Consider the following 25,926-nt stretch of genomic DNA (forward strand, 5'->3'; position numbering starts at 1 on the left):
AGGTGCAGATGTGAGGACCTCTCCCGTGCTTCAGAAAACACCACCCGGTGAACTGTATCTCAGCATCCAGAATTTGTGGAAGGCGTTCGGCAGCTTTCTGGCGCTCAAGGACATCTCTCTTGAAATCAATGAAGGGGAATTTGTCTGCTTTCTAGGCCCGTCCGGTTGCGGTAAGACCACTCTTTTGCGGGCGATTGCCGGATTGGATTTGCAGACAAAGGGTACGGTCATGCAGGATGGCAAGGACGTATCCAATCTCCCCCCGTCCGAACGGGATTTCGGGATTGTGTTTCAGTCCTACGCTCTGTTCCCGAACCTGACGATTGAAAAGAACATCGCCTTTGGCCTTGAAAACACCGGCCGCAGCAAATCGGATATCGCTGTTCGGGTAAACGAACTCTTGAATCTGGTTGGTTTGCCGGAACAGGGCAAGAAATATCCAGCGCAATTGTCAGGTGGTCAGCAGCAACGGATTGCACTGGCCCGCGCCATCGCGACCAACCCGGGTCTTTTGCTTCTGGATGAGCCGTTATCGGCGCTGGACGCCAAAGTGCGCGTTCATCTGCGGCATGAGATCAAGGAGTTGCAGCGAAAGCTGGGTGTGACCACCGTGATGGTGACCCACGATCAGGAAGAAGCGCTGGCCATGGCAGACCGGATCGTGGTCATGAATCATGGTGTGATCGAACAGGTGGGGCCTCCCACCGAAATCTACCGGGAGCCGGCCAATCTGTTTGTCGCCGACTTTATCGGTGAAATGAACCAGATCCGGTCGCAGGTTACCAAAGGCGGACGATTGAGCGTCGGGGAAAAGACCTTTGCCTGCCTTAGCCACAAATTCAACGATGGGACCCCGATCATCGCAGCTATTCGACCCGAAGATATCATCCCTCATGAAGCTGGTTACCTGGACACAGGTGGCAATCGGAACTGCATAGAGGTCACGCTTGATGAGATGGAGTTCCTGGGTTCGTTCTGGCGCTGCCGATTGAACAACGAGAGGTTCGGATCATCGGAACTAATCGCGGATTTCTCGATCAACGCTGTACGTCGTCTTGAGCTGGAAGAAGGGCGCAGCATGGTGATTGAGCTCCCCGAAAACCGCCTTATGGCTTTTGACGTCCCGGAGGCTGAGGCATGAGCTCGCTTTCGACCAACCAAGGCACCTTGCCTGTCGGGCCGGACATCAAGCCAAAGCTCAGCCGCGACGACATCCTGATGCGCGGAAGCATGATGGTGATCGCGCTGTATCTGGTGGTGACGTTGGCGTTGCCACTTTACACGATGCTCTCCAAGTCGTTCTCGACCTATCGGATAGAACTGTCCCAGTATGAGTTTCTGGTAAGTGACGATGCAGGCGTATTCGATGGAACGATCCTGTCGGCTGACGAACTGAACAGGCAATTGAGGGTCTTTTCCGACACTGATCTGGTGACGGGCTCGGACGGACGTTTGCCTGTGACCGGACTCTTCCCTGATTTCAGCTTTCGCAGCCCGGTCATGTACAAGATCCGTAACACAACGGATACCGGGCGCTTTCTGGTCGGGTCGACTTTGAATGAAGGCGCCGATTGGGTCGAGCTTGATTCCAACACGTTCCGCCGGGTGCAAATGCGGCCGGTCCAGTCGCGAGGACTGGACAATTTCATCAACTACTTCTCGACACCGGCACTGTTCAATTCGATCAAGAACTCTCTTTGGATTTCGGTTGTCAGCACCATTGTAACGGTGACGCTGGCGTTTTGGTTCGCCTATGCGCTGAACCGAAGCTGCATGCGGTTCAAAGGCGTTTTTCGCCTCATTGCCATGGCACCGATCCTGGTTCCGTCGCTCTTGCCGGGCATCGCGTTGGTCTACCTTTTCGGCAACCAGGGGATGATCAAGGAGTTGCTGTTTGGTGCCAGCATTTACGGCCCCATCGGCATCGTGATCGGATCGGTTTTCTTTACCTTTCCGCACGCATTCCTGATCATATCGACCGCGCTCGCGATATCTGACGCGCGCCTGTATGAAGCTGCTGCCAGCTTGCGGTCGACGCCATGGCGAACCTTCTGGACCGTAACGATACCCGGGGCCCGCTATGGGCTGATCTCAGCGGCCTTTGTTGTTTTCAATCTGGTGATCACCGATTTCGGTCTACCCAAGGTCATCGGCGGTCAATTCAACGTGCTTGCAGTGGATATTTACAAACAGGTGATCGGTCAGCAGAATTTTGAGATGGGCGCTGTGGTATCGGTGGTTCTTGTCATCCCGGCCATCCTGGCATTTGCCATCGACCGGATGGTTCAGTCCAAGCAGGTGGCGCAGCTTTCGGCGCGTTCTGTGCCGTATCAGCCGACTCCAAACCCAAAGGCTGATCGCATATTCCTGATCTACTGCAGCTTGGTCGGCCTGTTCATCGTCGGTCTTCTGGCTGTGTGTCAGTTTGCGGCGCTGATCAAGTTCTGGCCGTACGATCTGAGCCTGAGCCTCAAGAACTATCAGTTCAACAGAATGGACGGCGGCGGCTGGGGATCGTATTTCAACTCGATCAAACTGGCGTTGCTGACGGCGGTTATCGGCACGACAGTTGTGTTCTTCGGAGCTTACTTGGTGGAAAAATCGAACGGGTTCAGAACCGGTCGGTCGATTTTCCAGATGTTTGCGATGCTGCCGATGGCGATCCCGGGCATGGTATTGGGGCTGTCGTACATCTTCTTCTTCAACAACCCATCCAACCCGTTGAATGGGATTTACGGCACGATGGCGATCTTGGTGATTTGTACAGTGACCCACTTCTACACCGTGTCGCACCTGACGGCCGTCACTGCGCTCAAGCAAATGGACAGAGAATTTGAGTCGGTGTCGTCTTCGCTCAAACAACCAACGATGAAGCTGTTTGCACGGGTAACGGTTCCGGTTTGCCTGCCAGCGGTTTTGGATATCTCAATCTATTTGTTCGTCAACGCGATGACGACCGTGTCGGCAGTGGTGTTTCTTTATTCTCCCAAAACGACGCTTGCGTCCATCGCGGTGCTGAACATGGATGATGCCGGGGATATCGCACCGGCGGCGGCAATGGGTATGATGATCTTTTACACCAACGCTGCTGCCCGGATCGTTCATCTGATTGCTTCAAAAGGCATTCTGAAGCGCACTCAGGCTTGGCGAAGCAGGTAGTCAAAGAACTCTGCCCCGCCGCTGATCAGGTATCGGCGGCGGGGCTTTTTTCTTCCAGCGCGCGCTGGGCGAAGTCCATAAAGGCTCGGATGATCTTTACGTTGCGCCGTTGCGAAAGCGAAATCATGCTTTCACCCATTTGCAACTTCACGCCTGTCAGCTTGATTTGCCGCAACCGATCATCGTGCCCATACTCTGCTTCAGAGACAAATCCGATGCCCGCACCCGAGGCTACAAGCTCGCGAACGGCCTCGCGCCCTTCCGCAACGATTGCAGGATTCAACGTGATACCGCGCCTTTCGGCTTCTTCTTCCAGTTTCTGACGTGTTTTTGACCCATGCTCTCTGAAAACTAGCGGCTGATCGGCCAACTCTTCCAAAGAAAGCGAAGGTTTGGATGCCAAAAGCACACCTTGCGCGGCGAAGGCCACGATTTCAGTGGACCCCAGATTCAACACATCCATATCCTTGCCAGGAGACAAGCTGCCAACAACGCCGATCTCTGCGTTGTACGACCGAAGTTCTTCCAGAATTTCTTCGGTGTTTCCGGACCGCACGGTGATGGTGATTTTGGGATACTTCTTTTGAAACGAACCCAGGAAAGACGTCATGTGATGCGCTGAGTCGGCAATGATCCGCAATTCCCCGTCGATCGCGGCCTTGGTTTCCGAGAGGTAGTCCTCGATCTGATCTTCGATCTCAAAATACTGCTTTGTGAACTGGTAAAGCTGTTCGCCTTCGGGGGTGAGGTTCACGCGTTTTCGTTCGCGCTGAAACAACAACAGGTCGTGATCCTGTTCCAGCTTTCGAACCTGTTCGGAAATCGCCGGCTGCGTCAGAAAAAGTGCCTCGGCCGCGCGGGAAAACCCGCCATGTTTGGCCACGTAATGAAAGGCTTTGAGCTGGCTGTGCCGCATCACCGGTCCCCAATGATTAATGCATAGGCTGCACTTATAATTAGATTGATATTTGCAATTTCACATATAGCAACCGTTGCTGCAATGGTGTTTGTGAAAACGCTGTTCTGGAGCCTGGTAATGACGCCATCCCATCCAAAAATCGAGCAACCGCGCCTCGGCGAACCATACCTTTTGACACCCGGGCCATTGACGACGTCCTATGCCGTGAAAGAGGCCATGTTGCGCGATTGGGGCAGCTGGGACGACGACTTTCGCGCCATGACCCGGGAAGTACGATCAAGCCTGCTGGACCTGCTTGGTGAGGGCGCTGACGCGTTTGATTGCGTCCCAATGCAGGGCAGCGGATCGTTTTCAGTCGAGGCGATGCTGGCATCCTTCATCCCGCCGGAAGGAAAGGCGCTGGTATTGGCCAATGGCGCCTACGGGCAGCGTTCAGCCCAGACATTGCAGTACCTGGGCCGGGACCATATCGTGCTGGACAAGGGCGATTACCTGCCGCCACGGGGCGACGAGGTTGCGCGTATTCTCGCGGATGACCCGGCCATCACGCATGTTGTTGCCATTCACTGCGAAACCAGCTCGGGTATCTTGAACCCTGTCGAGGAAATATCCGAGGCCACATATGCAGCCGGTCGCAAGCTGTTGATAGACTCGATGTCTGCCTTTGGTGCGATCGAGCTCAGGCCCACAGATATTCGATATGACGCCATGGTATCTTCTGCAAACAAGTGCATCGAGGGCGTTCCGGGCTTTGGGTTCATTGTGGCGCGCAAGAGCGAACTGGAAGCCGCAAAGGGCAACAGTCATTCCCTGTCTCTGGATGTGCACGCCCAGTGGGCGCACATGAACAAGACCGGTCAATGGCGCTTTACCCCGCCGACGCACGTGGTTGCAGCCTTCATCGAAGCGCTTCGGGCGCACGCTGCTGAAGGCGGCGTTGCCGGCCGCGGCGCACGTTACACCCGCAACCGGGACGTTATGGTTTCGGGGATGCGCGAACTGGGTTTCGAAACACTGCTGGACAGCCGTTGGCTGAGCCCGATCATCGTTACGTTCTTCTGCCCCGCCGACGAGAAGTTCGTATTCGATCAGTTCTATAACCTGATGAAAGACAAAGGGTTCATTATCTACCCGGGTAAGCTGACCGTCGTCGACAGTTTCCGCGTCGGATGTATCGGTCAGATGGACGAAGACGTCATGCGTAAGGTTGTGAACGCAGCAAAAGAATCCCTGGACGAAATGGGCGTTACAAGTGCCGCTCCTCCTCTCCGGGCACTGGAAGAACGCGCCAAGTTGGCCGCTTAAACATCAAGGAAAACACAGATGACTATCCAAACTCCTGTCGAAGCAAATGAGCGCGTCTATCCGACGCCGAAGGTGCCCGCCATTGCCATCTGCCTTGATGGATGTGAACCTGAATACCTCGATGTCGCGATTGCGAAAGGGCTGATGCCCAACCTCAAGCGAATGCGGGAAGAGGGCACGGACCGGCTGGCACATTCCGTTATCCCGTCGTTCACCAACCCCAACAATCTTTCGATTGCCACCGGGCGTCCTCCAATCGTGCACGGAATCTGTGGCAACTACCTCATCGACCCAGACAGTGGTGAAGAGGTGATGATGAATGATGTCCGCTTCCTGCGTGCGCCGACCATCTTTTCCCAGTTCTACGACGCGGGTTTTCGCGTGGCGATGGTAACCGCCAAGGACAAGCTGCGCGCGCTGTTAGGTGCCGGGCTGAAGTTTGACGAAGGCAGGGCGGTCGCGTTTTCTTCCGAACGGTCGGGTGAAACGACGCTGGCGGAACACGGCATCGACAACGCCAGCAAATGGCTGGGCATGGACGTCCCCGAGGTTTACTCGGCAGAGCTTTCCGAATTTGTCTTTGCCGCTGGCGTCAAGCTGCTGAAAGAGTTCAAGCCCGACGTGATGTATTTGTCGACCACCGACTATATCCAGCACAAGTTTGCACCCGATCAAAAAGGCGCACTCGATTTCTATGCCATGTTCGACCGGTATCTTGGCGAACTGGATGAATTGGGTGCGGCCATCGTGGTGACCGCGGATCACGGCATGAAGCCCAAGCATTTGGCGGATGGATCGCCCTCTGTAGTTTACGTGCAGGACCTGATGGACGAATGGCTGGGCAAGGACGCGGCACGGGTCATCCTTCCGATTACCGATCCATACGTCGTGCATCATGGCGCGTTGGGTTCCTTCGCAACCGCCTATTTGCCTGACGGAGCAGACCGGGACGACATCATCGGCAAGCTCAAGGCGACCAACGGCATTACGCACGTGCTGACCAAGGCCGAAGCGATCGAGCAATTCGAATTGCCAGGCGACCGCATTGGCGACATCGTGATGGTTTCCGGCGAAAACATCTGTATCGGCACGTCCGAGCATCGCCATGATCTGGCAGCGCTCAAAGAACCGTTGCGCAGCCATGGCGGTTTGACCGAACAGGAAGTTCCCTTCATCGTGAACCGCGTCATCGACCTGCCGAACCAACCCGTGCTGCGCAATTTCGATGCCTTCTTTTACGCAACAACAGCGGCGGCACAGTAAGCTATGAAAGATCAGACCATGTCGAAAATCGAAGTACGTAACGAGGGAATGCGGATCGGTGGCGAGATTGTCTTTACCGACGACACTGTTCCCGTTCTCTACCCGTACACCAACGAAGTCGTGGGTCACGTACCAGCCGGTAAAGCCGAACATGCGCGCCGGGCTTTTGAGATTGCGGCGAATTACAAACCCAAGCTGACCCGATACGAGCGCAGCCAAATCCTGCAACGGGCGGGCGAGTTGATCGGCGAAAAGCGCGACTATCTTGCGAAATGGCTGACGCTGGAGTTGGGGATCTGTCACCAGCATGCGATCTACGAAACCAAACGCGCGCAGGACGTGTATCAATTCGCGGCGGCCGAGGCACTGAAGGATGATGGTGAGATCTTTTCCTGCGACCTGACCCATAACGGAAAGGCCCGCAAGATTTTCACCACCCGAGAGCCGGTGAAAGCAATCAGTGCGATCACGCCGTTCAATCACCCGCTGAACATGGTCAGCCACAAGATCGCGCCGTCGATTGCCACCAACAATTGCATGGTTTGCAAACCGACTGAACTGACGCCGCTGACCGCATTGACACTGGCTGACATTCTCTATGAGGCAGGCTTGCCGCCCGAGATGTTCCAGGTCGTGACAGGTTGGCCCGGCGACATTGGCGACGAGATGATCACCAATGAACACATCGATATCATCACCTTTACCGGCGGTGTGCCCGTGGGCAAGATGATCGCCGAAAAAGGCGTCTACAAGCGTCAGGCGCTGGAACTTGGCGGCAACGACCCTCTGATCGTTCTGAATGACCTCACTGAGGCCGATTTGGACAAGGCGGCAACAATTGCCGTGGCGGGGGCTACAGGAAACTCCGGTCAGCGTTGCACGGCGGTCAAGCGCATACTCGTGCAGGAAAGTGTGGCCGACAAGTTTGTGCCGCTGGTTCTTGAGAAGGCGAAGAAGATCAAGTTCGGCGATCCGCAAGACCCGGAAACCGAACTGGGATGCGTGATCCATGACAAGGCCGCCGAGATTTTTGAAAACCGTGTTCTTCAGGCGGAAAAAGAGGGGGCTGAAATTCTGTACCACCCCGGCCGTCAGGGTGCGCTGCTGCCGCCTATCGTGGTCGACAAAGTGCCCCATGACAGCGAATTGGTGATGGAGGAAACCTTTGGTCCTATCGTGCCGATCGTTCGCGTGCCGGACAACGACGAAGAGGTGATGGCAATTTCAAACGGCACCGAGTTTGGCCTGTCTTCGGGTGTCTGCACAAACGATCTGAACCGGGCGATTGCTTTCATCAACGGGTTGAACGTCGGCACCTGCAACATCTGGGAACAGCCGGGCTATCGCATTGAAATGTCGCCCTTTGGCGGCATCAAGGACAGTGGAAACGGGGTGAAGGAAGGCGTCATCGAAGCAATGAAGTTTTTCACCAACGTCAAAACCTATTCGTTGCCGTGGCCTAACTAAGCGTACCGCCTTTTCCCCATCTGTGGAAAGGGTAACACAGTTCCTCCCTGGTACTGGCGGGCCTTGCGGGGTCCGCATCATTTGATGACGGCAAAGAGGAGCGGACATGCCACAAATTGTCCATACTGAAGGGGAATCAAACACGTCTGAGGCGCGCAAGGTGTGGTTGCAAAAGTCCATGGGGCCGAAGTCAACGCCATTGCTCAAACGCGATGCGAACGTGTTCCTGCATCAATCTCTATCCTCACCTTGCGTCAGCACCATTGCAAAGGCCGAGGGGATCTGGATCGAGGATATGGAGGGCCGCCGGTACATGGATTTCCATGGCAACTCGGTGCACCACATCGGTTATGGCCATTCCCGTTTGGTTGCCGCCATTAAGGCACAGCTTGACGATCTTCCTTTTGCGCCACGCCGCTTCACCAATGATCCGGCCGTAGAGTTGGCCGAGAAACTGGCAGAGATCGTGCCTGGCGATCTGGGGAAAATGCTCTTTACCACCGGCGGCTCTGACGCCAACGAGGTCGCCCTCAAGATTGCACGCGCCGCTACGGGTCGGTTCAAAACGATCAGCTTCTGGGATGCCTTCCATGGCGCTGGTTTCGGCGCCGCAAGTGTGGGCGGAGAGGCGACGTTTCGCAGTCATATCGCAGGCCCCCTCCTGTCCGGTACCGAACATGTCGCCCCCTTTGCCTGCTATCGATGCCCGTACAATCACACGGGCCCCGAAACCTGCGGACTGGCCTGCGCGAAAATGGTCGAATATGTCCTCGAGCGTGAAGGAGATGTGGCGGCTGTCATAGCGGAACCGATGCGCGCTGTGCCCTATGTCCCTCCGCCGGGGTTCTGGAAGACGGTTCGCGAGGCGTGCAACCGTCACGGGGCGCTTTTGATCATGGATGAAATCCCAACGGGTCTTGGCAAGACTGGCAAGATGTTCGCCTTTGAGCATGACGAGATCATCCCGGATATCGTGACACTTGGGAAAGCGCTTGGCGGCGGCATCCTGCCCGTCGCGGCCTGCGTTGCCCGTAAGCAGCTGGATGTTTGCGGAGATTTTGCCATCGGACATTACACGCACGAAAAGAACCCGGTCACTGCCCGGGCCGCTTTGACGACGATCCAGATCATCGAAGACGAAGGCTTGGTTCACCGTTCAGCGGAACTGGGTGAACATGCCATTGGTCGCTTGATGGATGAACTTCAGAACGTTCCGATTGTCGGAGACATCCGGGGAAGGGGCCTGATGTTCGGGATTGAAATCGTCGATGATCGCGCCGACAAAACGCCGGGGAACGCGTGCGCCGAACGGATTTACTATGCCTGCCTCGAGGCCGGTCTAAGCTATAAGATCAGCCAGGGGTGCGTTCTGACATTGTCACCGCCGCTGACCATCTCGCGTTTGGACCTGGACCGCGCAATCGACATTGTAATTGCCGCAATCAAGGCCGAGAGTTGACGTCCGCGACCAACCTCGTGTCACAATAGGATCAGTGATCGCGCCCTTCCGGGACCTCTTGGCCAACCTCATAAGCGACGGGTATTCCGTCAAAACGCTTTGAAATGGTTGCAGTGAAACACACAGGAGTTTACGCCTTGTGGGCCACAATGGGATGTAACACTTCCCAATCGCGGTCAGACACATGAAAAATACCATGCGCTGCGATACACTGAGCCAACAATAATAACGGGGTAGAGTATGGCAATTGTCAGCTTCCTTATCAGCCTTGCCGGGGCGACGATGCTGCTTCTTTACGCGGTTCGCATGGTGCGAACCGGGATCGAGCGCAGCTATGGCGCGTCGTTCCAGCGTGTAATGACCCAACAGCGCAGTTACCTGCAGGCCTCGGTGGTTGGCTTGACGATGGCGGTTGTGCTGCAAAGCTCGGCGGCTGTTGCTCTGTTGACCTCGGGATTTGCGGCCAGTGGAATGCTCAGTTTTCCTGCCGGCCTTGCGATTGTACTTGGCGGCGATCTGGGTTCGGCGCTGATCATCCAGATACTTTCGTTCCGGCTGGACTGGCTTGTTCCAATGCTGTTGGCGGTTGGGGGGTATCTGTTCGTAAAGACCGAAGCCAAAAAAACGCGACAGCTGGGGCGCATCCTGATGGGTGTGGCATTTATCCTGATCTCGCTTCGGTTCCTTCGCGAGGCGATGGATCCCATTCGGGATAGTGCGTTTCTGCCTGCGGTGGCCGATTATTTGGCGCGCGATTACATCACCGCGTTCCTTGTAGGGGGTGCTTTGGCTTTCATCATGCATTCCTCGGTGGCGGCCATCCTCATGTGTGTGACCCTTGTACAGATCGGAGCGATCCCGTTTGCAGCCGGAATGTCCTTGGTATTTGGCGCAAACTTCGGCTCTGCCTTCATTCCGATTTGGCTCACCCGCGCCATGCCAGCCCCGGCCCGGCGCATTCCCTACGCCAACCTGGCATTGCGTGGCAGTTGGGCTTTGATGAGTTTGTTTGCGGCCAACATGGCTCTGCGGACCGGGGTATTGGGCGATCCGCAAGGCGGGCAGATGCTGGTCAATGTGCACGTTGTGTTCAATTTGTCGCTGCTGGTCCTCGCCTTACCGTTTTGTGGCAAATTGAAAGGCCCGTTCGAAAGGTTCTTGCCTGATCAGAAAAAGGCAAATGTACCGCAACCGGCACGACCGGCCAGCGCATTGGACATAGGCAACGTGGCAAATCCCAGCCAGGCCCTGCCGAGCCTCAAGCGTGAGTTGTTGCGGATGAGCGACCTTGTCGAAACCATGTTCCGGCCTTGCCTGGAATTGTATCGCAGCGGCGACAAACAACAGATTCGAGCGGTGCAAGCCATCGACGAAGACGTGAACAATTGCCTGTCCGGGATCAGGGCATTCGTTTCGGCGATTCCGCCGGATGTTTACGAAAAAAGGGACGCAAAAACTGCACGCGACCTTATGGAGTTCGCTATCCGGCTTGAGACGGCCGGGGACGTCGTTGCCAAGCGCTTGACAGTGTTGGCGGGTGAAATGCGGGCCAAGGGCTCGAGTTTCTCGCAGGAAGGCTGGTCGGAACTTGTTCAGATGCACGAGGGCATTCTGGCTAATGTGAAGCTGGCTTCAAACGTACTCATTTCAGACGATCTGGAAAGCGCGCGCCTGCTCAGCCTCGAGAAGACCGAAATCAAACGGGTGGAACGTGAAAGCCGAAAACGACACCTGCGCCGATTGCAGCACGGGTCACGGGAAAGCTTCGAAACCAGTGATATTCATCTTGAGACGTTACGTGCGTTCCGAGAGTTCAACAGCCACATTGCATCTATTGCGTACCCGGTTCTGTACCAGAATGGCCAGCTTCTGGAGACGCGGTTGATCGACGAAATTGCGGAGTAGCCGAAAGCCAAGGAGAGTTCGCTCTCAAATCTGCAAAAGCAAAGAAACGGTGCTACACTCTTGATGACGGCAGGGAACAGGAGCCGGACTCAATGCAAGCAAGGGAAAAGAAAAGAAAAAAAACGAAAATCGAAGCATCAAAGTGGCTTCAGGCTCGAAATTTGATTTTGAGATTGTTCGGCGTCTCTGGCACCTTCCGCCCGGAGCGCCGCACAAGAGATCACATCAATTCAAGTGAACCAGCTTCTCCTACAGTTGAGGGCAGGTCTTCAGATGCACGATCGTACCGTTTGATGCACGGAATAGATGGCAGAATTCAAAATGTCGCAGTCCAAAAGGCGACCACGTTTTACCTGCCTTGATGCCTGATCGCGCGTCGGTTTTTTTGGGGGCTTGCGGAATCCTGACCTGTGAAAATCTCAGTTTTCAGCAACGCCGCGGGGTATGGAGGGTGTGACCGTCGCTTGGTAACGTGTTCGCGTGAACCTGCCGTTTGGAGCACTCAAAAACGGCCAATCTGTTTGCGGCTGCCTGCTAGCACGGCATTGTTTCTAAAGCGAAAGGAATGAGCCTTCCGCTGGTGTGTTCAAAGCTGTGCAACTAAACCAAAAACAGAAGGCAAATAAGTCCCTCGACAATCGATATCAACAAGAAGGAATGGGCAGGGCATTGCTGCGTTTGATTTCGCGGAGAACGACATTCGTTTGCGCGCTTTCCACTGCCGGCAGGCGAAACAGGAATTCTTCGAGAAAAACGTTATACGCCCCGATATCCTTGCAGATCACCCGCATGTGGTAGTCTGCCTGCCCGGTCGTTGCGTAGCATTCCATTACTTCCGGGCGCGTCTCGATCGCTGCAATGAACTGCTCTAGATGTTCTGGATTGTGCCGGGTCAGATGTACATGCACCAGGGCCTGAAATGAAAGCCCGGCGTATTCAGGCGACAATTCGGCACGGTACTGCGAAATCAGGCCGGCCTCTTCAAACACGCGGACTCGACGCCAGCAGGCAGAAGATGACATGCCCACCCGTTCAGCAAGGTCAGCGTTTGAGATGCGGCAATCATTCTGAAGGATCGCGAGAAGTTGGCAGTCACGTGAGTCGAAAAGCATCCGGGAAAAATACCCTAAATTTCGACAAAAGAAGAGAGAATTTTTCAACAATACACGGTATTTTCGGGAAAGCAGAACAGATTCCTCAAAAAATATCGGTAAAATACCCAGTAACGTGAGGTATCCATGACTGACCAGTCCCTGAAATTCGAAACTTACGCCCTGTCGGACCGATACAAAGCCTCAGAGGGCCGTGTATTCCTGACAGGAACGCAAGCTCTGGTGCGCATCATGTTAGACCAGGCCCGCAGGGACGCAGCCGCAGGAAACAATACGGCTGGGTTCATTTCCGGATATCGGGGGTCCCCCCTCGGTGGGCTGGATCTGGAGCTGTGGCGAGCGAAAGAGGAAACCGAGGCAGCCAGGATCACATTCATGCCGGCCGTAAACGAAGATCTCGGTGCCACAGCGGTTCTTGGTGCCCAGCAGGCTTCGCTTGATCCCGATTGTGAGGTCGAGGGCGTGTTTTCGATGTGGTATGGGAAGGGCCCCGGAGTCGATCGTTCAGGAGACGCGCTGCGCCATGGCAATGCCTATGGTTCGTCGCCGAAGGGCGGTGTTCTGGTTGTCGCGGGTGACGATCATGGCTGCGTGTCTTCTTCAATGCCGCATCAGTCTGACGTCGCCTTCATGACCTGGTTCATGCCAACGCTGAACCCGGCCAACGCGGCTGAATATCTGGAGTTCGGTGAATACGGGATCGCGCTGAGCAGATATTCAGGCACCTGGGTCGGGTTCAAGGCGATTTCGGAAACCGTGGAAAGCGGGCAATCCGTGGAGTTGAAACCGGACCGTGCATTTACCTTGCCGGAAATAGATCTGCCGCCAGGCGGTCTGCACGTCCGCAGCGCCGATTTGCCAAGCCCGGCCATCGAGACGCGGATCGAACACAAGTTGCGGGCGGTCGAGGCTTTTGTCGAAGCCAACCCGATCGACCGGCGAATCTATGATATCAAGGATGCTCCATTCGGGATTGTCACAACGGGCAAGAGCCATCTGGACTTGATGGAAGTGCTGCGCCTTCTGGGTCTCGGCGAAAGCGGATGCCGCCGTTTGGGCATCGACATTTACAAGGTCGGGATGGTTTGGCCTTTGGCACGGCGCGATGCGCTGTCTTTTGTCCGTGGCAAAAAAGAGGTGCTGGTCGTCGAGGAAAAACGCGGGATCATCGAAAGCCAGTTCAAGGAATACTTCTATGACTGGCCGGGGGACAAACCCGAAAAGATGGTTGGAAAACACCGCGCGGCAGGCGATCCATTGATTCCCTGGACCGGAGAGTTGAGCCCGTTGAACCTGATTCCGGTCGTTGCAGAGCGACTCGACCGTTTTTTTCCGGAAGAAGGATTCTTGGAAAAGGCGAAGGCGCTGACGGACGAACCGCCATCTGTTCTGAATGTTCCGGGTGCGGTCAGGTCACCATATTTTTGCTCGGGTTGCCCCCACAACACGTCCACCAAAGTCCCGGATGGAAGCACGGCTGCGTCAGGCATCGGCTGTCACGTGATGGCAAGTTGGATGAACCGCAACACGGTCGGTTATGCGCAGATGGGTGGCGAAGGTGTGCCGCATGTTGTTGCCTCGAAATTCAATGGCAACAAACATATCTTTCAAAACCTTGGCGAGGGAACTTGGTATCATTCCGGGTCGCTTGCCATTCGCCAGGCCGTTGCGGCAGGTACAAACATCACTTACAAGATCCTTTACAATGATGCAGTGGCAATGACGGGGGGGCAGCCTGTTGATGGCCCTATCAGCGTTTCCGGGATCGCCCAGACCTGTCGCGCAGAAGGCGTGGACCGGATCGCGTTAATTTCAGACGATATTACAAAATTCGATTCCAGAGATTTTCCGGCACGAACGAGCTTTCACCCCCGGGAAGAGATGGATGCCGTGCAGCGTGAGTTGCGTGACATCGAAGGTGTAACGGTTTTGATTTACGAGCAGACCTGCGCCACCGAGAAGCGTCGTCGCCGCAAGCGTGGAAAAACAGAAGACCCCAAACGATTTGCTTTCATCAACCCCGCGGTGTGCGAAGGCTGCGGCGATTGCTCTGTCGAAAGCAACTGCCTGAGTATTGAACCATTGGAAACCCCATTGGGCCGCAAGCGAATGGTCAACCTGAACTCCTGCAACAAGGACTTTTCCTGCCTGAACGGGTTTTGCCCCAGTTTCATTTCCGTGGAAGGGGCGATACGGCGAAAAGAACCCAAGCAAAAACTGGATATCCCGTCACTTCTTGCCAAGGTTCCCGACCCGCAGCTTCCTGACCTGGACGCGCCGCACGACCTTCTGGTCGGTGGGGTCGGTGGTACCGGTGTCGTAACAGTGGGCGCCGTTCTGACGATGGCGGCGCATTTGGAAGGCAAAGGCGCCAGCGTGCTGGATTTCACCGGGTTCGCCCAGAAATTCGGTACGGTTGTCGGCTATGTTCGCATTGCCCGCACGCCCGACGAAATCAATCAGGTCCGAATTGAGGCCAAAAGCGCCGACGCCGTCATTGGGTGTGATGTGGTCGTGTCTTCGGCGCCCAAAGCCTCGGTTCACTATCGCAAAGGCACAAAAGTCGTACTGAACCGTGCGGAAATGCCAACAGGTGACCTTGTTTTGCAGCGCGATGCCCAGCTCAAGGTCGATGAACGAGAAGCGTTGATACGCCGGACCGTCGGCGAAGAAAATGTCTTCGGTTTGGATGCAAACCAATTGGCGGTGGATTTGCTGGGGGACTCGGTTTTCGCCAATACCTTGCTGTTTGGTGTCGCGTGGCAGCTGGGGAACATTCCGATCAGTGAGGTTGCGATCAAACAGGCGATCAAGCTCAATGGAACCGCGATCGAGGCCAACGCGATGGCCTTTGATCTCGGGCGGGTGATCGCAGCAAACCCACAGGTGCTGAATGCAAAGGAGAAGAGGTCTTCGCAAGAATCCGCGCAGCAGATAATCGATTACCGGTCCGACGAATTGGCGACCTACCACGATGACGCTTACGCGCAACAGTACCGGGATCGCTTGGCCCGGCTGTCCGCAGCACTGCCTGATCAGATACGGGAGAAAGCGCTTTCGCTTGCGGCAAAATCCTTGTTCCGTCTCATGGCAATCAAGGACGAATACGAGGTCGCCCGGTTGCTGACATCGCGACAATTCGAGAAACAACTACAGTCCGAGTTCGAGGGGGATTTTCGGATCAAATACCACCTCGCCCCTCCGGTTTTAGGTGGTCAGAAGGATGCACGCGGACGGCCGCGAAAGCGAAGCTACGGTGGTTGGATGACCCCCGTCCTGAGGCTCCTTTCCCGTGTACGCAGGATTCGCGGAGGATGGCTTGATCCGTTCCGGTTTTCAAGGGACCGCAAGCTTGAAAACGAAACCCAGGCCTGGTTTCTGAGTGTGTTGGACCGCATCGAAGAGGCCAACCCCGAACTGGAGGCGGAAACCTGCCTGAAAATCCTGTCAGCCCCGCTGGATATCCGCGGCTTTGGTCCGGTGCGCGAAGCGGCAACACGAACCGTACGTGCTGATGTAGATGCCATGCTGAACGTGATCGGAGAACAGCGAAGTGATGCGCAGGGCTTTGCTTCTCATAAGGCTTGAACGTTCTTTCCGAAATCTGTCCGGAAACGCGGATTTCAGGCGGGGCTGAACGGATCTGAACCCCCGCACATCGCGATGAAATGGGCTGCTGTCTGTGCAATGGTGCGACATAATCCGGATCACGTTCGGACGCCACCGGCAGCGGCGCGACGCCGCCACCGGATAGGCAGATGTGGCTAAACCTTCGTCACGGGCATTGCGTTGGCGGAGGCCGTCTTGCTCCGGCTCTGGGTTGACGAGTAAGGGACCTGTAAGTGTTTTTCACCCAATCGGCTTTCATTGTCTCTGGCCCCTGAGATCAGACCCTTGCTTTTTCAAAGGCGGCCCAGGCGGTTTCGAATGCTTCGAAATCAAACGCGGGCTCGCGGGCTGCGTCCAAAACAATACGTTCTGTCGCCAAAAGCTTTTGGATAGCACCTTCCAATTGATCGACGACATCATTCGGTATGACCAAAGCGCCATGACGATCGGCGTGAACCAGATCACCGGACTCAACTGTCAGACCAAAAATCGAAACTTGAGTGTCAACCTCGCGGACGTGGACGAAACCATGGCTCGGTCCGATGGAACCAGCGACAACCGGGAACCCTTGGGGCAAATCCCCGAGATCCCGCATGACACCATTGGTCAGAGCCCCCGACATGCCGAATCCCTTGTGAACTGTCGTATTGATCTCACCCCAGTAAGCGCCGATACAATCAGGATAATCCAGATCCTCGACCACGGCGATTGAAGGGCCGGGTGCCTCGGCCATGTACTTGTAATAAGCCATACGTCGGGCTTTGATGACTTCGGGCGGCTCGGTCGGGGGATTGACCGCAGCGATCTTGGCAGTGCGGGCATAGCCGACGATGGCAGGCCCTTCGGGGGCAGAGCTTAGCATGGTGCCACGCGTGAACCTGTCGAACCCGCGCTTGCCCTGCGCCACCTCGATGGCATTGCAGACAGTTGGTGTGTCGACTTTGCGGAGCAAAGACAAAAGGGTCGGGGTCATGTGTCCTCCAGCCAGCGGGACAGCGCCGCTGTTGTTTTTTCAGGTTGTTCCAAAGTCGGGAGGTGACCCGCGTCGTCGATGATCTCGAGCGAGCTTTGTGGCAGCAGGTCATGCAAAAGTCGGTGGCGTTCAACATTGCAAAGCCGGTCTTCACGCCCGCACAAAACCATAGCCCTTCCGGTATAAGCCGTCAGTGTCTTGCTTTGGTCAGGGCGGTTCATAAGTGCCTTGGACTGACTTATGAAAACGTCAGGGCCCAAGTCGGCGGCCATTGCCATGCACAGATCCAGGATCGCCTCTCGGTTCGGTCCATCAGCCAGGTAACCGGGCTTCATCTCGTCACGCATCACGGTCCTCAGCTGACCGTTGCGAACGGCGGACATCTGGGGCGAGCGACGCGCTTTTACCTCTGGCTTTTCCGCCAGTGGATTGGTGTCAAGCAAAGCCAGATGCGAAACACGTTCAGGGGCTTGGCGCGCTATTTCCATCGCCACGATACCCCCCATGGACAACCCGGCCAGCGTGAAAACCGGTGGCGCATTTCTGAGGATATCGTGCGCCATGGCCTCAACGCTGTCGTGGTGAGACAACGGAAAGGTCATCACGGGCATTCTGCCCGACAGAGCATTGATCTGGGGGCCAAAAAGCCGGGCATCACACATCATGCCCGGCAAGAAGATCAGAGGTTTCATGCTGAGGCCAGCTTTGCCCCTTCGGACAACGCCGCCAGCTTGGCATAGGCGATCTGGGGATCAACGGCGCCGAATCCCGCAAAAGTGCCAAAGCCGCAATCGCTGCCCGCGATCACCCGGTCCGCCCCCACGATTTCTGTGAACCGGTCGATCCGTTGGGCCACAAGTTCGGGATGTTCGACGAAATTGGTTGTGGTGTCGACCACGCCGGGCACCAGCACCTTGTCATCGGGAATCTCGGCCTTGCGGTCCCGGAAGACAGTCCATTCATGGGCATGCCGCGGATTCGACGTTTCGAACAGGACATAGCGCGACTTGGTCGCCATCAGGGTGTTGAAAACCTTGTCCATGGCGATGTCACAGCAATGCGGGCCTTCGTAGTTGCCCCAGCATATATGTACCCGTACGCGATCCTGCGGGACGTTCTGAAGCGCGTGGTTCAGGGCCTCGACATGCATGTTGGCTATCTTGATGAACTCATCGTCCGACAGGTCGGTGAACAGCATGTGGCGCGACAAGGCGAGGTCGGGGCAATCCAGTTGCAGGTCCAAACCGGCGGTAACGATGGTTTCATATTCTTCCTTCATTGCGTCGGCCAACGCAGCCAGGTAGGCCTCGCGCGTCGGGTAGAAATCATTCTGCAAAAACAGCGAGATCACTCCGGGAGACGCGGCATTCATGAAACCACGCTCGGCCCCGTGCCGAGCCATGGCCGCCTTGAGGTTGGCGATGTCTTTTTGTAACTCGCCTTGCCCCTTTGATCGCACCTCACCCGTGCACATCGGCCTTGTGTATTGTGGCGTACCGCCGTCATCGGCCAGTCTTTGCAGAAAGCCGGGGAACATTTTCAAGTCTGCCGGCGCGTTACGAGGGCTGTCGCCCGAAAACCCGGTATAACGATCCTTGACATAGGTCGCATAGGAGATTTTCGAAGTTTCGCCGTCGCTGACAATATCAACACCGGCTTCGACCTGTTTGCGCACCGTTTCGGCCACGGCGTTGGCCATGCAGGTATCAAAGGCGCCTGTGTCATAGGGTTCATCGTTTTCGCGGGCAAAAATAAAATCCACGACGTCCTGCGTTCGGGGCAGAGAGCCAACATGTGTGGTTTTTACGGTCATTGGGACCTCCTTAGATCTTTCGTGCCATCAGGATCGTGTGGCTTTGGGCTTCAGGGTCTTCGGCCAGGTATCCGGTCATTTGCAGCCCGTTTTTCTCGAGACACTCGGCGTAACCCGCCGGGGACAGCGAGGCGTGGTACACTAGTTCTGATCCCACCGTGCCGCTGACCTCTCCGGCACGAGGTCCGACAGTCAGCATGAGCATTCCTTTGGGCCGCAAATGGCGCGCCATCCGGGCGATACAGTCTTTTTGCTCATCCGCCGTAAGGTGAAAGAAGCTGTTCCAGGCGATGATACCTTCGAACTGTTGATCCAATTCAAAGCTCCGCATATCCGCGTTGCGCCAGTCCCCAGCGGGCCAACGGCCCCGCGCAATGGCAAGCATGGCGTCGGAAAAATCGATGCCTGTGACATCAAATCCTTCTGCCATGAACCACCGTGCAATAGGGTCGCCCGAGCCACAGCCCAGATCCAATACGCGGTCACCCGGCTTCAGGCTGGCAGTGAAGCGCGCCAACCAGCGCGCTTCGAACAGGGCCTTTGAACGGCGCCTGTCATACTCTGTTGCCTGTCGCTCATAAACGGCGTGGGTGTCATTCGGGTCCGCGTTCATTCTGTCCAGGTCGCTCCTGCCGGGTCATCGGTTGCGGTGATGCGGTACAGGCCCGCCTGTCCGGTCATCGATGGTCGAACGCCATAGGTTTCGCCGGGAAGAACCAAGGCCGTGTCGCCCACCGAGATCGTGGTTTCGTACCCGTCAATCGCAACACGCCAGTGACCGCTGGCCGGCATCAGAACCACCGGTTTCTCTGCGGCAATCGGTTGGGTCACCGAGGATCCTCGTCCCAGGAAGTCGACCGCAAATCCGGGTTTGTCCTTGATCATTGCGTTTTCGCCAATCACCTTTGCGGGCTTTTTGGCCGACAACGCCATCAGATCCCAATACCGCGCGACGTATTTGTTGACCACATCCTCGACGGGAACCTCAGGATAGCTTTTCAGTTGTTCTTCGGTCAGCAAAGGCATCGGGCGGACATTATGGGGCAAGTCCTGGCCCTGTTTGGAATCGTACAGAACGCCATTGTCGCCCAGCATCAGACCATGTGCCTGCGCATCTTCGATTACCTGAGGCGCCCATGTGACGCCGCCGCCCGCATCGTCTCCGCCCAGGATTGACATGATCATTCCGTAATCCTGGCCGACATTCTCAAAGCCCCTGAAAATCCCCGTTGGAATGTTGAAGATGTCCCCTTCCTCGGCGATGAATTCCCCGGCCGTGCCATAGCGGCCCCAAAAAAACCGCCAACGACCCTTGGCAACAAAAAAGACCTCGGCCGTGGTGTGGCTGTGCAGTGAGTTTCGGCACTTCGGCGGCTGCCCCGCGGCTCCGATGTTGAAGCCGATCTTGTCGGTGATGTGGACATGCTGGTCCGGAGATTCCGAGACGCCGCCGCCGATTATCGTAAAATTCTCTTTCTGATCGCTGCCGGGAGTATGGGCATCGATAAAAGCGGTTTTACAGGGTTGAAGCTCGCCATAGCGGACTATGCGGGAAGGGATGGATGATTTTGTCATGACGTACGATCCGATTTAACGTTTTTGGAAAGAAAGCTCGTGTGCCCGAGCAGGACACGCCCTTACTCTCCGGGCGGGCGCAGGTTCAGTCTCCGCGCCCTAAGGCTTTGACGGTACATATGGAAACGTCGAATGGTCCGGGGCTCGGACAGACCGCCTGAAAGGATGCGATATGAGACCGGACGGCCCACTCAGACTTCTCCGCTCTGCAACAGGATCTGCTTCCAGACCGAGGTTTCATCGAAAATAGTGTATTCACGACGCAACTGCGGCTGCCCCGCAATCAGTGCGCCGAACTCAGCGTGGCTGATACCGAGGACATAAACCTGTGCACCAGTCGGCGCCCCAAACACGCCCCAGCCATCATGTTTGCCCCATAGGCTCCAGCGAATTGCCGCACGCGGAGGCATATCAGGGTCGTCTCGCCCGATCTGATGCTCAATCTTGAATTCTGCGTTCGGAAAACTCGCCCGCAGACCCATCCAGAAACGGTCGACGGCCTGCCAGCCATGCCCTGTTACGCCACCCACATATTCTGATTGAACAGCTCGGTCATATTCTGAACCGATCACGCCCATATCTGCATTCATTATCCGCGTCAGAATGTCGGCGTAGCGCTGCCCCCATTCGTTGTCATTCCCATGGCCTTTGTATGGTCCAGGCTGATCGATTTCGGGGGTCAGAGGCTTGACGCAGTTCTCCTTGCCTCCTTCGCGGGCAATCAGATTCGCGGCGTATTCCTTGGGATCCCAGCCCATCTGGCGTACAATCGCGCCTTGATCACGGATCAGCCATTCATCGTTGATCTGATTGTCGATGGCGTGGCAATCCGCAAGAATCCGGTAACGCAGCTTGGTGCCGGTTGGCTTGCCATAGACGCCCTCGGCCAAATGCGTGGCCGTTGAAATGATGCGATGAGAGCTCAGCATGCCCTCTTCCGGTGTGCCGGACCAGATCACGTCTTCGCCCAGCAGCTGCCGATCCGGAAACTCGGCCAGCGTTGCCATTGTGGCCCCAATGACATTCTGATTGCCCAAAACGACCGAACCGGGCGAACGGACGACGATGTCATCGCTGTAATATTCATGCAGCGTGGCGATCCCCCGGTCTTCCCATATCTCTTTGGTGATGCCGATGATGTAATCCGGAAAATCCCGGAATTTTGGATCGAAGCCTTTCATGTCTCTGTCCTTTGTGGGGCCCATCCCTTGGGCAATCGGGCCGAAGTCCGCACGATCAGCGGCCCATCAATGGCGACTTTACGCGCCGCAGCAGCTGTCGGTTTTTCAATATGGTCCAGCAGAGCATCCACGGTCTCGGAAACCATCAAATTGGCCCGCTGACGAATGGTCGTAAGATTGTAGGCAAGCCATCCGGCCTGAGGGACGTCATCGTAACCAACGACAGACACGTCTTCGGGCACACGCATTCCTAACTCAAACCGAATGACGTCCATGACCGCAAGCGCCATGTGATCATTGGCAACAAACACGGCATCAGGCCGTTTCAGCGGTTCGACATCAAACATACGGCGGGCCGCGAGGCGTGCGTTCTCAGTGTGAAACTCACCGATGTCGTGAGCGTACAGTTCTTGGCCCGCATCGCTGAGCGCGGCCCGGAAGCCGGCCTCGCGATCTCGCTGTGTTGAAGCGCCCTGCCACCCGGCAATATAGGCGATGCGTCTGTGACCAGCGGCGATAAAGAACTCGGCCACCTTACGACCGCCAGCGTAGTTGTCCGATGTAACCGAGGTGATCCCGTCGATATCCTGACTGCGGTTGAACAACACCACCGGCACACCCGCCTGCTGACACCGCGTTGCAATATCCGACGACATCGCAACCGAGGCCAGAATGACGCCATCGACTTGATAATCGAGAATTTCCTCCATCACGTCGTCTATGTTTCCAGCGGTTCTGGAGGCCATGAAGATCAGAACGTGATAGCCCTGTTCCTGCAATGCATTTGACAGTTTCTCAAGCGCTTCTGGGTAGAAGTAGTTGTCCAGATAGGCGACCACCAATCCGATGATGCGACTTTTCCCGGATACCATGGCGCGGGCCAGAACGTTTGGGCGATAGCCCAGTTCAGCGGCGGCTTTGCGCACTTTCTCCTCGGTTTTTTTGCTGACAGAGGCGCCAGGCGTGAAAACGCGGCTGACGGCGGACTGGCTGACACCAGCCAACTGCGCAACCTGAAGAGATGTGACCTTCCTAGCCATCAATCTGCTGTCCAACCCCCGTCAATCAACATCGAAGTACCAGTGACCAGAGCAGAGGCGTCTGACGCGAGATACCGCACCGCGCCCATGATGTCTTCGACTTCTCCGATCCGGTCCAGCTTGATCTTGTCCATGATCCAAGCGGCACGTTCAGGATTGTCGAAAGTGGATTGGGTCAGGGGGGTTCTGATGAAAGTCGGGCAGACCGTGTTGATCCGAATGCCCTGTTTACCCCACTCGATCGCCATGGATTTGACCATGCCCTCCAGGCCATGCTTGGTTGCACAATAAAGTGCCCGGTCGACCCCACCGACATGCCCCATTTGGCTGGAGATGTGGATGATCGATCCCGGCTTTCCTGCCTTGATCAAAGCGTGGGCGGCGTAGGCGGACAGGAAATAGGCCGAACGCAAATTGACATTGGTGACAACATCGAAGTCATCGGGCGTGGTTTCGATGGCCGCGCTGTGCCGTGCGATCCCGGCCGAATTCACCACGACATCAAAGCAGCGCGACGCGAAAAGCTGTTCCAATGCGCCCAGATCACCCTGATCCATCACAAGCGCTTCGGCCGACCAGCCGTGATCCTGCAAGGCAGCGACAGTGTCGTTCAACCGGTCCTTGCCTCTGGCCGCACAGACGACATGCGCGCCTGCCTCGGCCAAAGCCACTGCACAGCCCTGACCGATGCCAGATGAAGCTCCGGTAACGAGGGCGGATTTGCCGTTCAGGGAAAACGAAGGGGTGCGTGGCAATTCGGTCATCAGTTCATTCCATCCGGTATTTCAATGCGGCCCATATTTCGAGCCTTGTTGAATTCCCGCAGACGGGCAAAGACGTCAACGCCAAGCTGCCGGTAGGCATCCAGCAAATCAACCAGCACCCAGTTTTCCCGGATCCTGCCGTTTTCCAAACGCCAGAAGTCGAGGCTGCGCATGGTGATCTTCTTGCCTGATGGAGCGATGCCCATCCAACCATCGTCTGTGACGGTCTGGATCATGTTGGGCCAGCCAGTCACGGCCGCATATTCCCCGTCACCGAAGAAGTGATAGGTGATGTCGTCCACAAACTGCCCGCGATCCGGCATACCGTTCAGAAACGGAATCTGATGCCAGTTGCGGAACCCTGCATACCCGCGCCCGGTGCCGATGCTCGAAGGTCCGTACCAGTTCATGCGCGGGTGCCAGAACCGCTCCATCTCCATCACCTCGGGGCCACCCTGGGACGGGTGTTTCTTGAGATGCTCCAGCATGTCGATGATGTGCTGGCAGGTCTGTTTTCCCTTGGCCGCATCATAAGGACCAGGGACAAACCCATCCTGAGTGGCAGGTCCCGGGACGTGCCATTCGCGGCCCAGACTTGGCGCCATCGGCCAGGCATTCGCCTGCATCATAACTTCGGGGATGTCCCACAGCGCCTGCATCTCGACGATCTTGCCGTTTTCGAAGCGGTAGAATTCGTGAAACCGCATCGTGACCTGATGACCCGTTGGTGGGATATCCAGCCAAGGGCCGATGAAAACACCGGTGTAATACCCGCCGCATCCGACCCAATCTGCGCCGAACGCATCCGGCCCGGCCATGACGATGTAATCCCGACGCTCAAGATCGGGCCAGGCCGCCAGCAAGTCTTTATACCCAGTGTCATAGAAAGCATCACTGCCGATGCTGTCCCCAAAGGGATGACACAGACGGAACACGGCATCCGGCGACGTGATATCCGCTGAAGCCCGACGTACACCCGCCTCATTGAAATCGTACATCGCAGCCCTGAGCGGTTCGATCAGGGCCTTGTGATGAGTATGTTTGTCACTCATTCAGCAGCGTCCCGGCAAGGGGCCGGCGTACCGTAGGGAACATTGATTCCGCCATATCGGCGCACACGAACGTTGCACTGTTCAGCGTGACCAACGAACCCTTCGAGCATGCACAGGCGCGAACCATACTCGCCGATCAGCGTTGCGGCCTCGTCGGTCAGAACCTTTTGATAGCTGTGCGTCTTCAGGTACTTACCAACCCAAAGTCCACCAGTGTATCGCCCGGCCTTCTTGGTAGGCAGCGTGTGGTTGGTGCCAATCACCTTGTCCCCGTTCGAAACATTGGTGCGCGGCCCAAGGAACAACGCCCCATAGCAGGTCATGTTCTCAAGGAACCAGTCGTCGCGGTCAGTCATCACCTGCACATGTTCCGAGGCAATATCATCGGCAACCCGCAACATCTCGTCATAGGTATCGCAGACAATCACCTCGCCGTATTCATCCCACGACACTTTGGCGGTGTCTGCTGTCGGAAGGATACCCAGCAGGCGGTCAACTTCGGCCATCGTGTCTTCGGCCAGTTTGCGCGAATTGGTCAGCAGCACACAGGGGCTGTTGTATCCATGTTCGGCCTGACCAAGCAGATCCGTGGCGCAGAGTTCCGCATCTGCGGCGGACTCGTCAGCGATGACCATCGTTTCGGTAGGACCTGCGAACAGATCGATACCTACGCGCCCGAACAGCTGGCGCTTGGCTTCGGCCACAAACGCGTTGCCGGGACCAACCAGCATATGAACGGGATCGATCGTCTCGGTACCCAGTGCCATCGCGCCAATCGCCTGAATGCCGCCCATGACATAGATCTCATGCGCGCCTCCAAGATACATGGCGGCAATCACCGCAGGGTTGGGTTTGCCCTGAAACGGGGGCGTGCATGCGATGATGCGCGGCACCCCTGCCACCGAGGCGGTCGCTACCGACATATGCGCCGAGGCGACCATCGGAAACTTGCCGCCAGGAACGTAGCATCCAACCGATTGCACAGGGATATTCTTATGGCCAAGGATAACGCCCGGCAGGGTTTCGACCTCAATGTCCAGCATTGAATCCCGCTGAGCCTGCGCAAAGTTGCGCACCTGTTCCTGCGCGAACTTGATATCGGCCAGCTCACGATCGGACAATTGCCCGATCAGGTCATCAATTTCCTGCTGGCTCAGGCGGAACGAGGCTGGCGAGTAGTTGTCGAACTTCTCACTCAACTCACGCACCGCGGCATCCCCACGGGTTTCGATGTCTTTCAGTGTCGCCTCAACCACGGCACGGGTCTTGGCATCATCCTCTGCCCGATCCGCATCGGACTTGCCGCGTTTAAGATACTCGATTGCCATCT

The 25,926-nt window shown here is 56.3% G+C and carries 20 protein-coding genes; 8 read left to right on the top strand and 12 right to left on the bottom strand.

Annotation, left to right across the window (positions count from 1 at the left end; all coding sequences use genetic code 11):
* Nucleotides 1–25: 25 nt before the first annotated feature.
* Complete coding sequence (locus D1823_RS18740; RefSeq protein ID WP_117873033.1) at nt 26–1,141, top strand: putative 2-aminoethylphosphonate ABC transporter ATP-binding protein; 1,116 nt, start codon at nt 26–28, stop codon at nt 1,139–1,141.
* Nucleotides 1,138–3,159 (top strand): putative 2-aminoethylphosphonate ABC transporter permease subunit, encoded by a 2,022-nt coding sequence (locus D1823_RS18745; RefSeq protein WP_117873034.1) that lies wholly within the window; start codon nt 1,138–1,140, stop codon nt 3,157–3,159. The genes D1823_RS18740 and D1823_RS18745 overlap by 4 nt, the downstream gene beginning before the upstream one ends.
* Before the next feature lie 25 nt (nt 3,160–3,184).
* Here D1823_RS18745 and D1823_RS18750 read toward each other — a convergent pair whose 3' ends face one another.
* Nucleotides 3,185–4,075 carry a LysR substrate-binding domain-containing protein gene (locus tag D1823_RS18750; protein ID WP_117873035.1) on the bottom strand — a complete coding sequence of 297 codons (891 nt, stop codon included), beginning with the start codon at nt 4,073–4,075 and terminating at the stop codon, nt 3,185–3,187.
* A gap of 120 nt (nt 4,076–4,195) precedes the next feature.
* Here D1823_RS18750 and D1823_RS18755 point away from each other — a divergent pair, with 120 nt between their 5' ends.
* The 5 genes from D1823_RS18755 (at nt 4,196) to D1823_RS18775 (ending at nt 11,477) form a co-directional block, all read left to right on the top strand.
* A complete protein-coding gene (locus D1823_RS18755) occupies nt 4,196–5,383 on the top strand; it encodes a 2-aminoethylphosphonate--pyruvate transaminase (protein WP_117874015.1) in 1,188 nt (395 codons plus the stop codon).
* Between the two features lie 18 nt (nt 5,384–5,401).
* Entirely contained in the window at nt 5,402–6,646 is a 1,245-nt protein-coding gene (gene phnA, locus D1823_RS18760) for a phosphonoacetate hydrolase (protein ID WP_117873036.1), read from the top strand.
* An 18-nt stretch (nt 6,647–6,664) separates the two neighbouring features.
* Complete coding sequence (gene phnY, locus D1823_RS18765; RefSeq protein WP_117874017.1) at nt 6,665–8,113, top strand: phosphonoacetaldehyde dehydrogenase; 1,449 nt, start codon at nt 6,665–6,667, stop codon at nt 8,111–8,113.
* 106 nt (nt 8,114–8,219) lie between these two features.
* Nucleotides 8,220–9,572, top strand: a complete 1,353-nt coding sequence (locus tag D1823_RS18770) for an aspartate aminotransferase family protein (protein WP_117873037.1) — start codon at nt 8,220–8,222, stop codon at nt 9,570–9,572.
* A 240-nt stretch (nt 9,573–9,812) separates the two neighbouring features.
* Nucleotides 9,813–11,477 carry a Na/Pi cotransporter family protein gene (locus tag D1823_RS18775; RefSeq protein ID WP_117873038.1) on the top strand — a complete coding sequence of 555 codons (1,665 nt, stop codon included), beginning with the start codon at nt 9,813–9,815 and terminating at the stop codon, nt 11,475–11,477.
* A gap of 644 nt (nt 11,478–12,121) precedes the next feature.
* On the opposite strand, the gene D1823_RS18780 is transcribed toward D1823_RS18775, so the two are convergent.
* Complete coding sequence (locus D1823_RS18780) at nt 12,122–12,589, bottom strand: Lrp/AsnC family transcriptional regulator (RefSeq protein WP_117873039.1); 468 nt, start codon at nt 12,587–12,589, stop codon at nt 12,122–12,124.
* Nucleotides 12,590–12,715: 126 nt separating this feature from the next.
* Here D1823_RS18780 and D1823_RS18785 point away from each other — a divergent pair, with 126 nt between their 5' ends.
* A complete protein-coding gene (locus D1823_RS18785; RefSeq protein ID WP_117873040.1) occupies nt 12,716–16,177 on the top strand; it encodes an indolepyruvate ferredoxin oxidoreductase family protein in 3,462 nt (1,153 codons plus the stop codon).
* A 298-nt stretch (nt 16,178–16,475) separates the two neighbouring features.
* On the opposite strand, the gene D1823_RS18790 is transcribed toward D1823_RS18785, so the two are convergent.
* The 10 genes from D1823_RS18790 to hisD all read right to left on the bottom strand — a co-directional run bounded on the left by D1823_RS18790 (nt 16,476) and on the right by hisD (nt 25,924).
* Nucleotides 16,476–17,171, bottom strand: a complete 696-nt coding sequence (locus D1823_RS18790; protein ID WP_117873041.1) for an RraA family protein — start codon at nt 17,169–17,171, stop codon at nt 16,476–16,478.
* Nucleotides 17,168–17,863, bottom strand: a complete 696-nt coding sequence (locus D1823_RS18795; protein ID WP_117873042.1) for an alpha/beta fold hydrolase — start codon at nt 17,861–17,863, stop codon at nt 17,168–17,170. Before D1823_RS18795 ends, D1823_RS18790 begins: the two co-directional genes overlap by 4 nt.
* Nucleotides 17,860–18,984, bottom strand: a complete 1,125-nt coding sequence (locus D1823_RS18800; RefSeq protein WP_117873043.1) for a cobalamin-independent methionine synthase II family protein — start codon at nt 18,982–18,984, stop codon at nt 17,860–17,862. Before D1823_RS18800 ends, D1823_RS18795 begins: the two co-directional genes overlap by 4 nt.
* Nucleotides 18,985–18,994: 10 nt before the next feature.
* A complete protein-coding gene (locus D1823_RS18805) occupies nt 18,995–19,597 on the bottom strand; it encodes a trans-aconitate 2-methyltransferase (protein ID WP_117873044.1) in 603 nt (200 codons plus the stop codon).
* Nucleotides 19,594–20,559 (bottom strand): cupin domain-containing protein, encoded by a 966-nt coding sequence (locus tag D1823_RS18810; RefSeq protein ID WP_117873045.1) that lies wholly within the window; start codon nt 20,557–20,559, stop codon nt 19,594–19,596. Before D1823_RS18810 ends, D1823_RS18805 begins: the two co-directional genes overlap by 4 nt.
* A gap of 191 nt (nt 20,560–20,750) precedes the next feature.
* Nucleotides 20,751–21,740: an ester cyclase gene (locus D1823_RS18815; protein ID WP_117873046.1), complete on the bottom strand. Its 990-nt coding sequence runs from the start codon at nt 21,738–21,740 to the stop codon at nt 20,751–20,753.
* Nucleotides 21,737–22,780 carry a LacI family DNA-binding transcriptional regulator gene (locus D1823_RS18820; protein ID WP_299897748.1) on the bottom strand — a complete coding sequence of 348 codons (1,044 nt, stop codon included), beginning with the start codon at nt 22,778–22,780 and terminating at the stop codon, nt 21,737–21,739. Before D1823_RS18820 ends, D1823_RS18815 begins: the two co-directional genes overlap by 4 nt.
* Entirely contained in the window at nt 22,780–23,544 is a 765-nt protein-coding gene (locus tag D1823_RS18825) for an SDR family NAD(P)-dependent oxidoreductase (protein WP_117873048.1), read from the bottom strand. The genes D1823_RS18820 and D1823_RS18825 overlap by 1 nt, the downstream gene beginning before the upstream one ends.
* Nucleotides 23,544–24,596 carry an ester cyclase gene (locus tag D1823_RS18830; RefSeq protein WP_117873049.1) on the bottom strand — a complete coding sequence of 351 codons (1,053 nt, stop codon included), beginning with the start codon at nt 24,594–24,596 and terminating at the stop codon, nt 23,544–23,546. The genes D1823_RS18825 and D1823_RS18830 overlap by 1 nt, the downstream gene beginning before the upstream one ends.
* A complete protein-coding gene (gene hisD / locus D1823_RS18835; protein WP_117873050.1) occupies nt 24,593–25,924 on the bottom strand; it encodes a histidinol dehydrogenase in 1,332 nt (443 codons plus the stop codon). The genes D1823_RS18830 and hisD overlap by 4 nt, the downstream gene beginning before the upstream one ends.
* Nucleotides 25,925–25,926: the final 2 nt, after the last annotated feature.

The organism is Ruegeria sp. AD91A, from assembly GCF_003443535.1.
Lineage (GTDB): Bacteria > Pseudomonadota > Alphaproteobacteria > Rhodobacterales > Rhodobacteraceae > Ruegeria.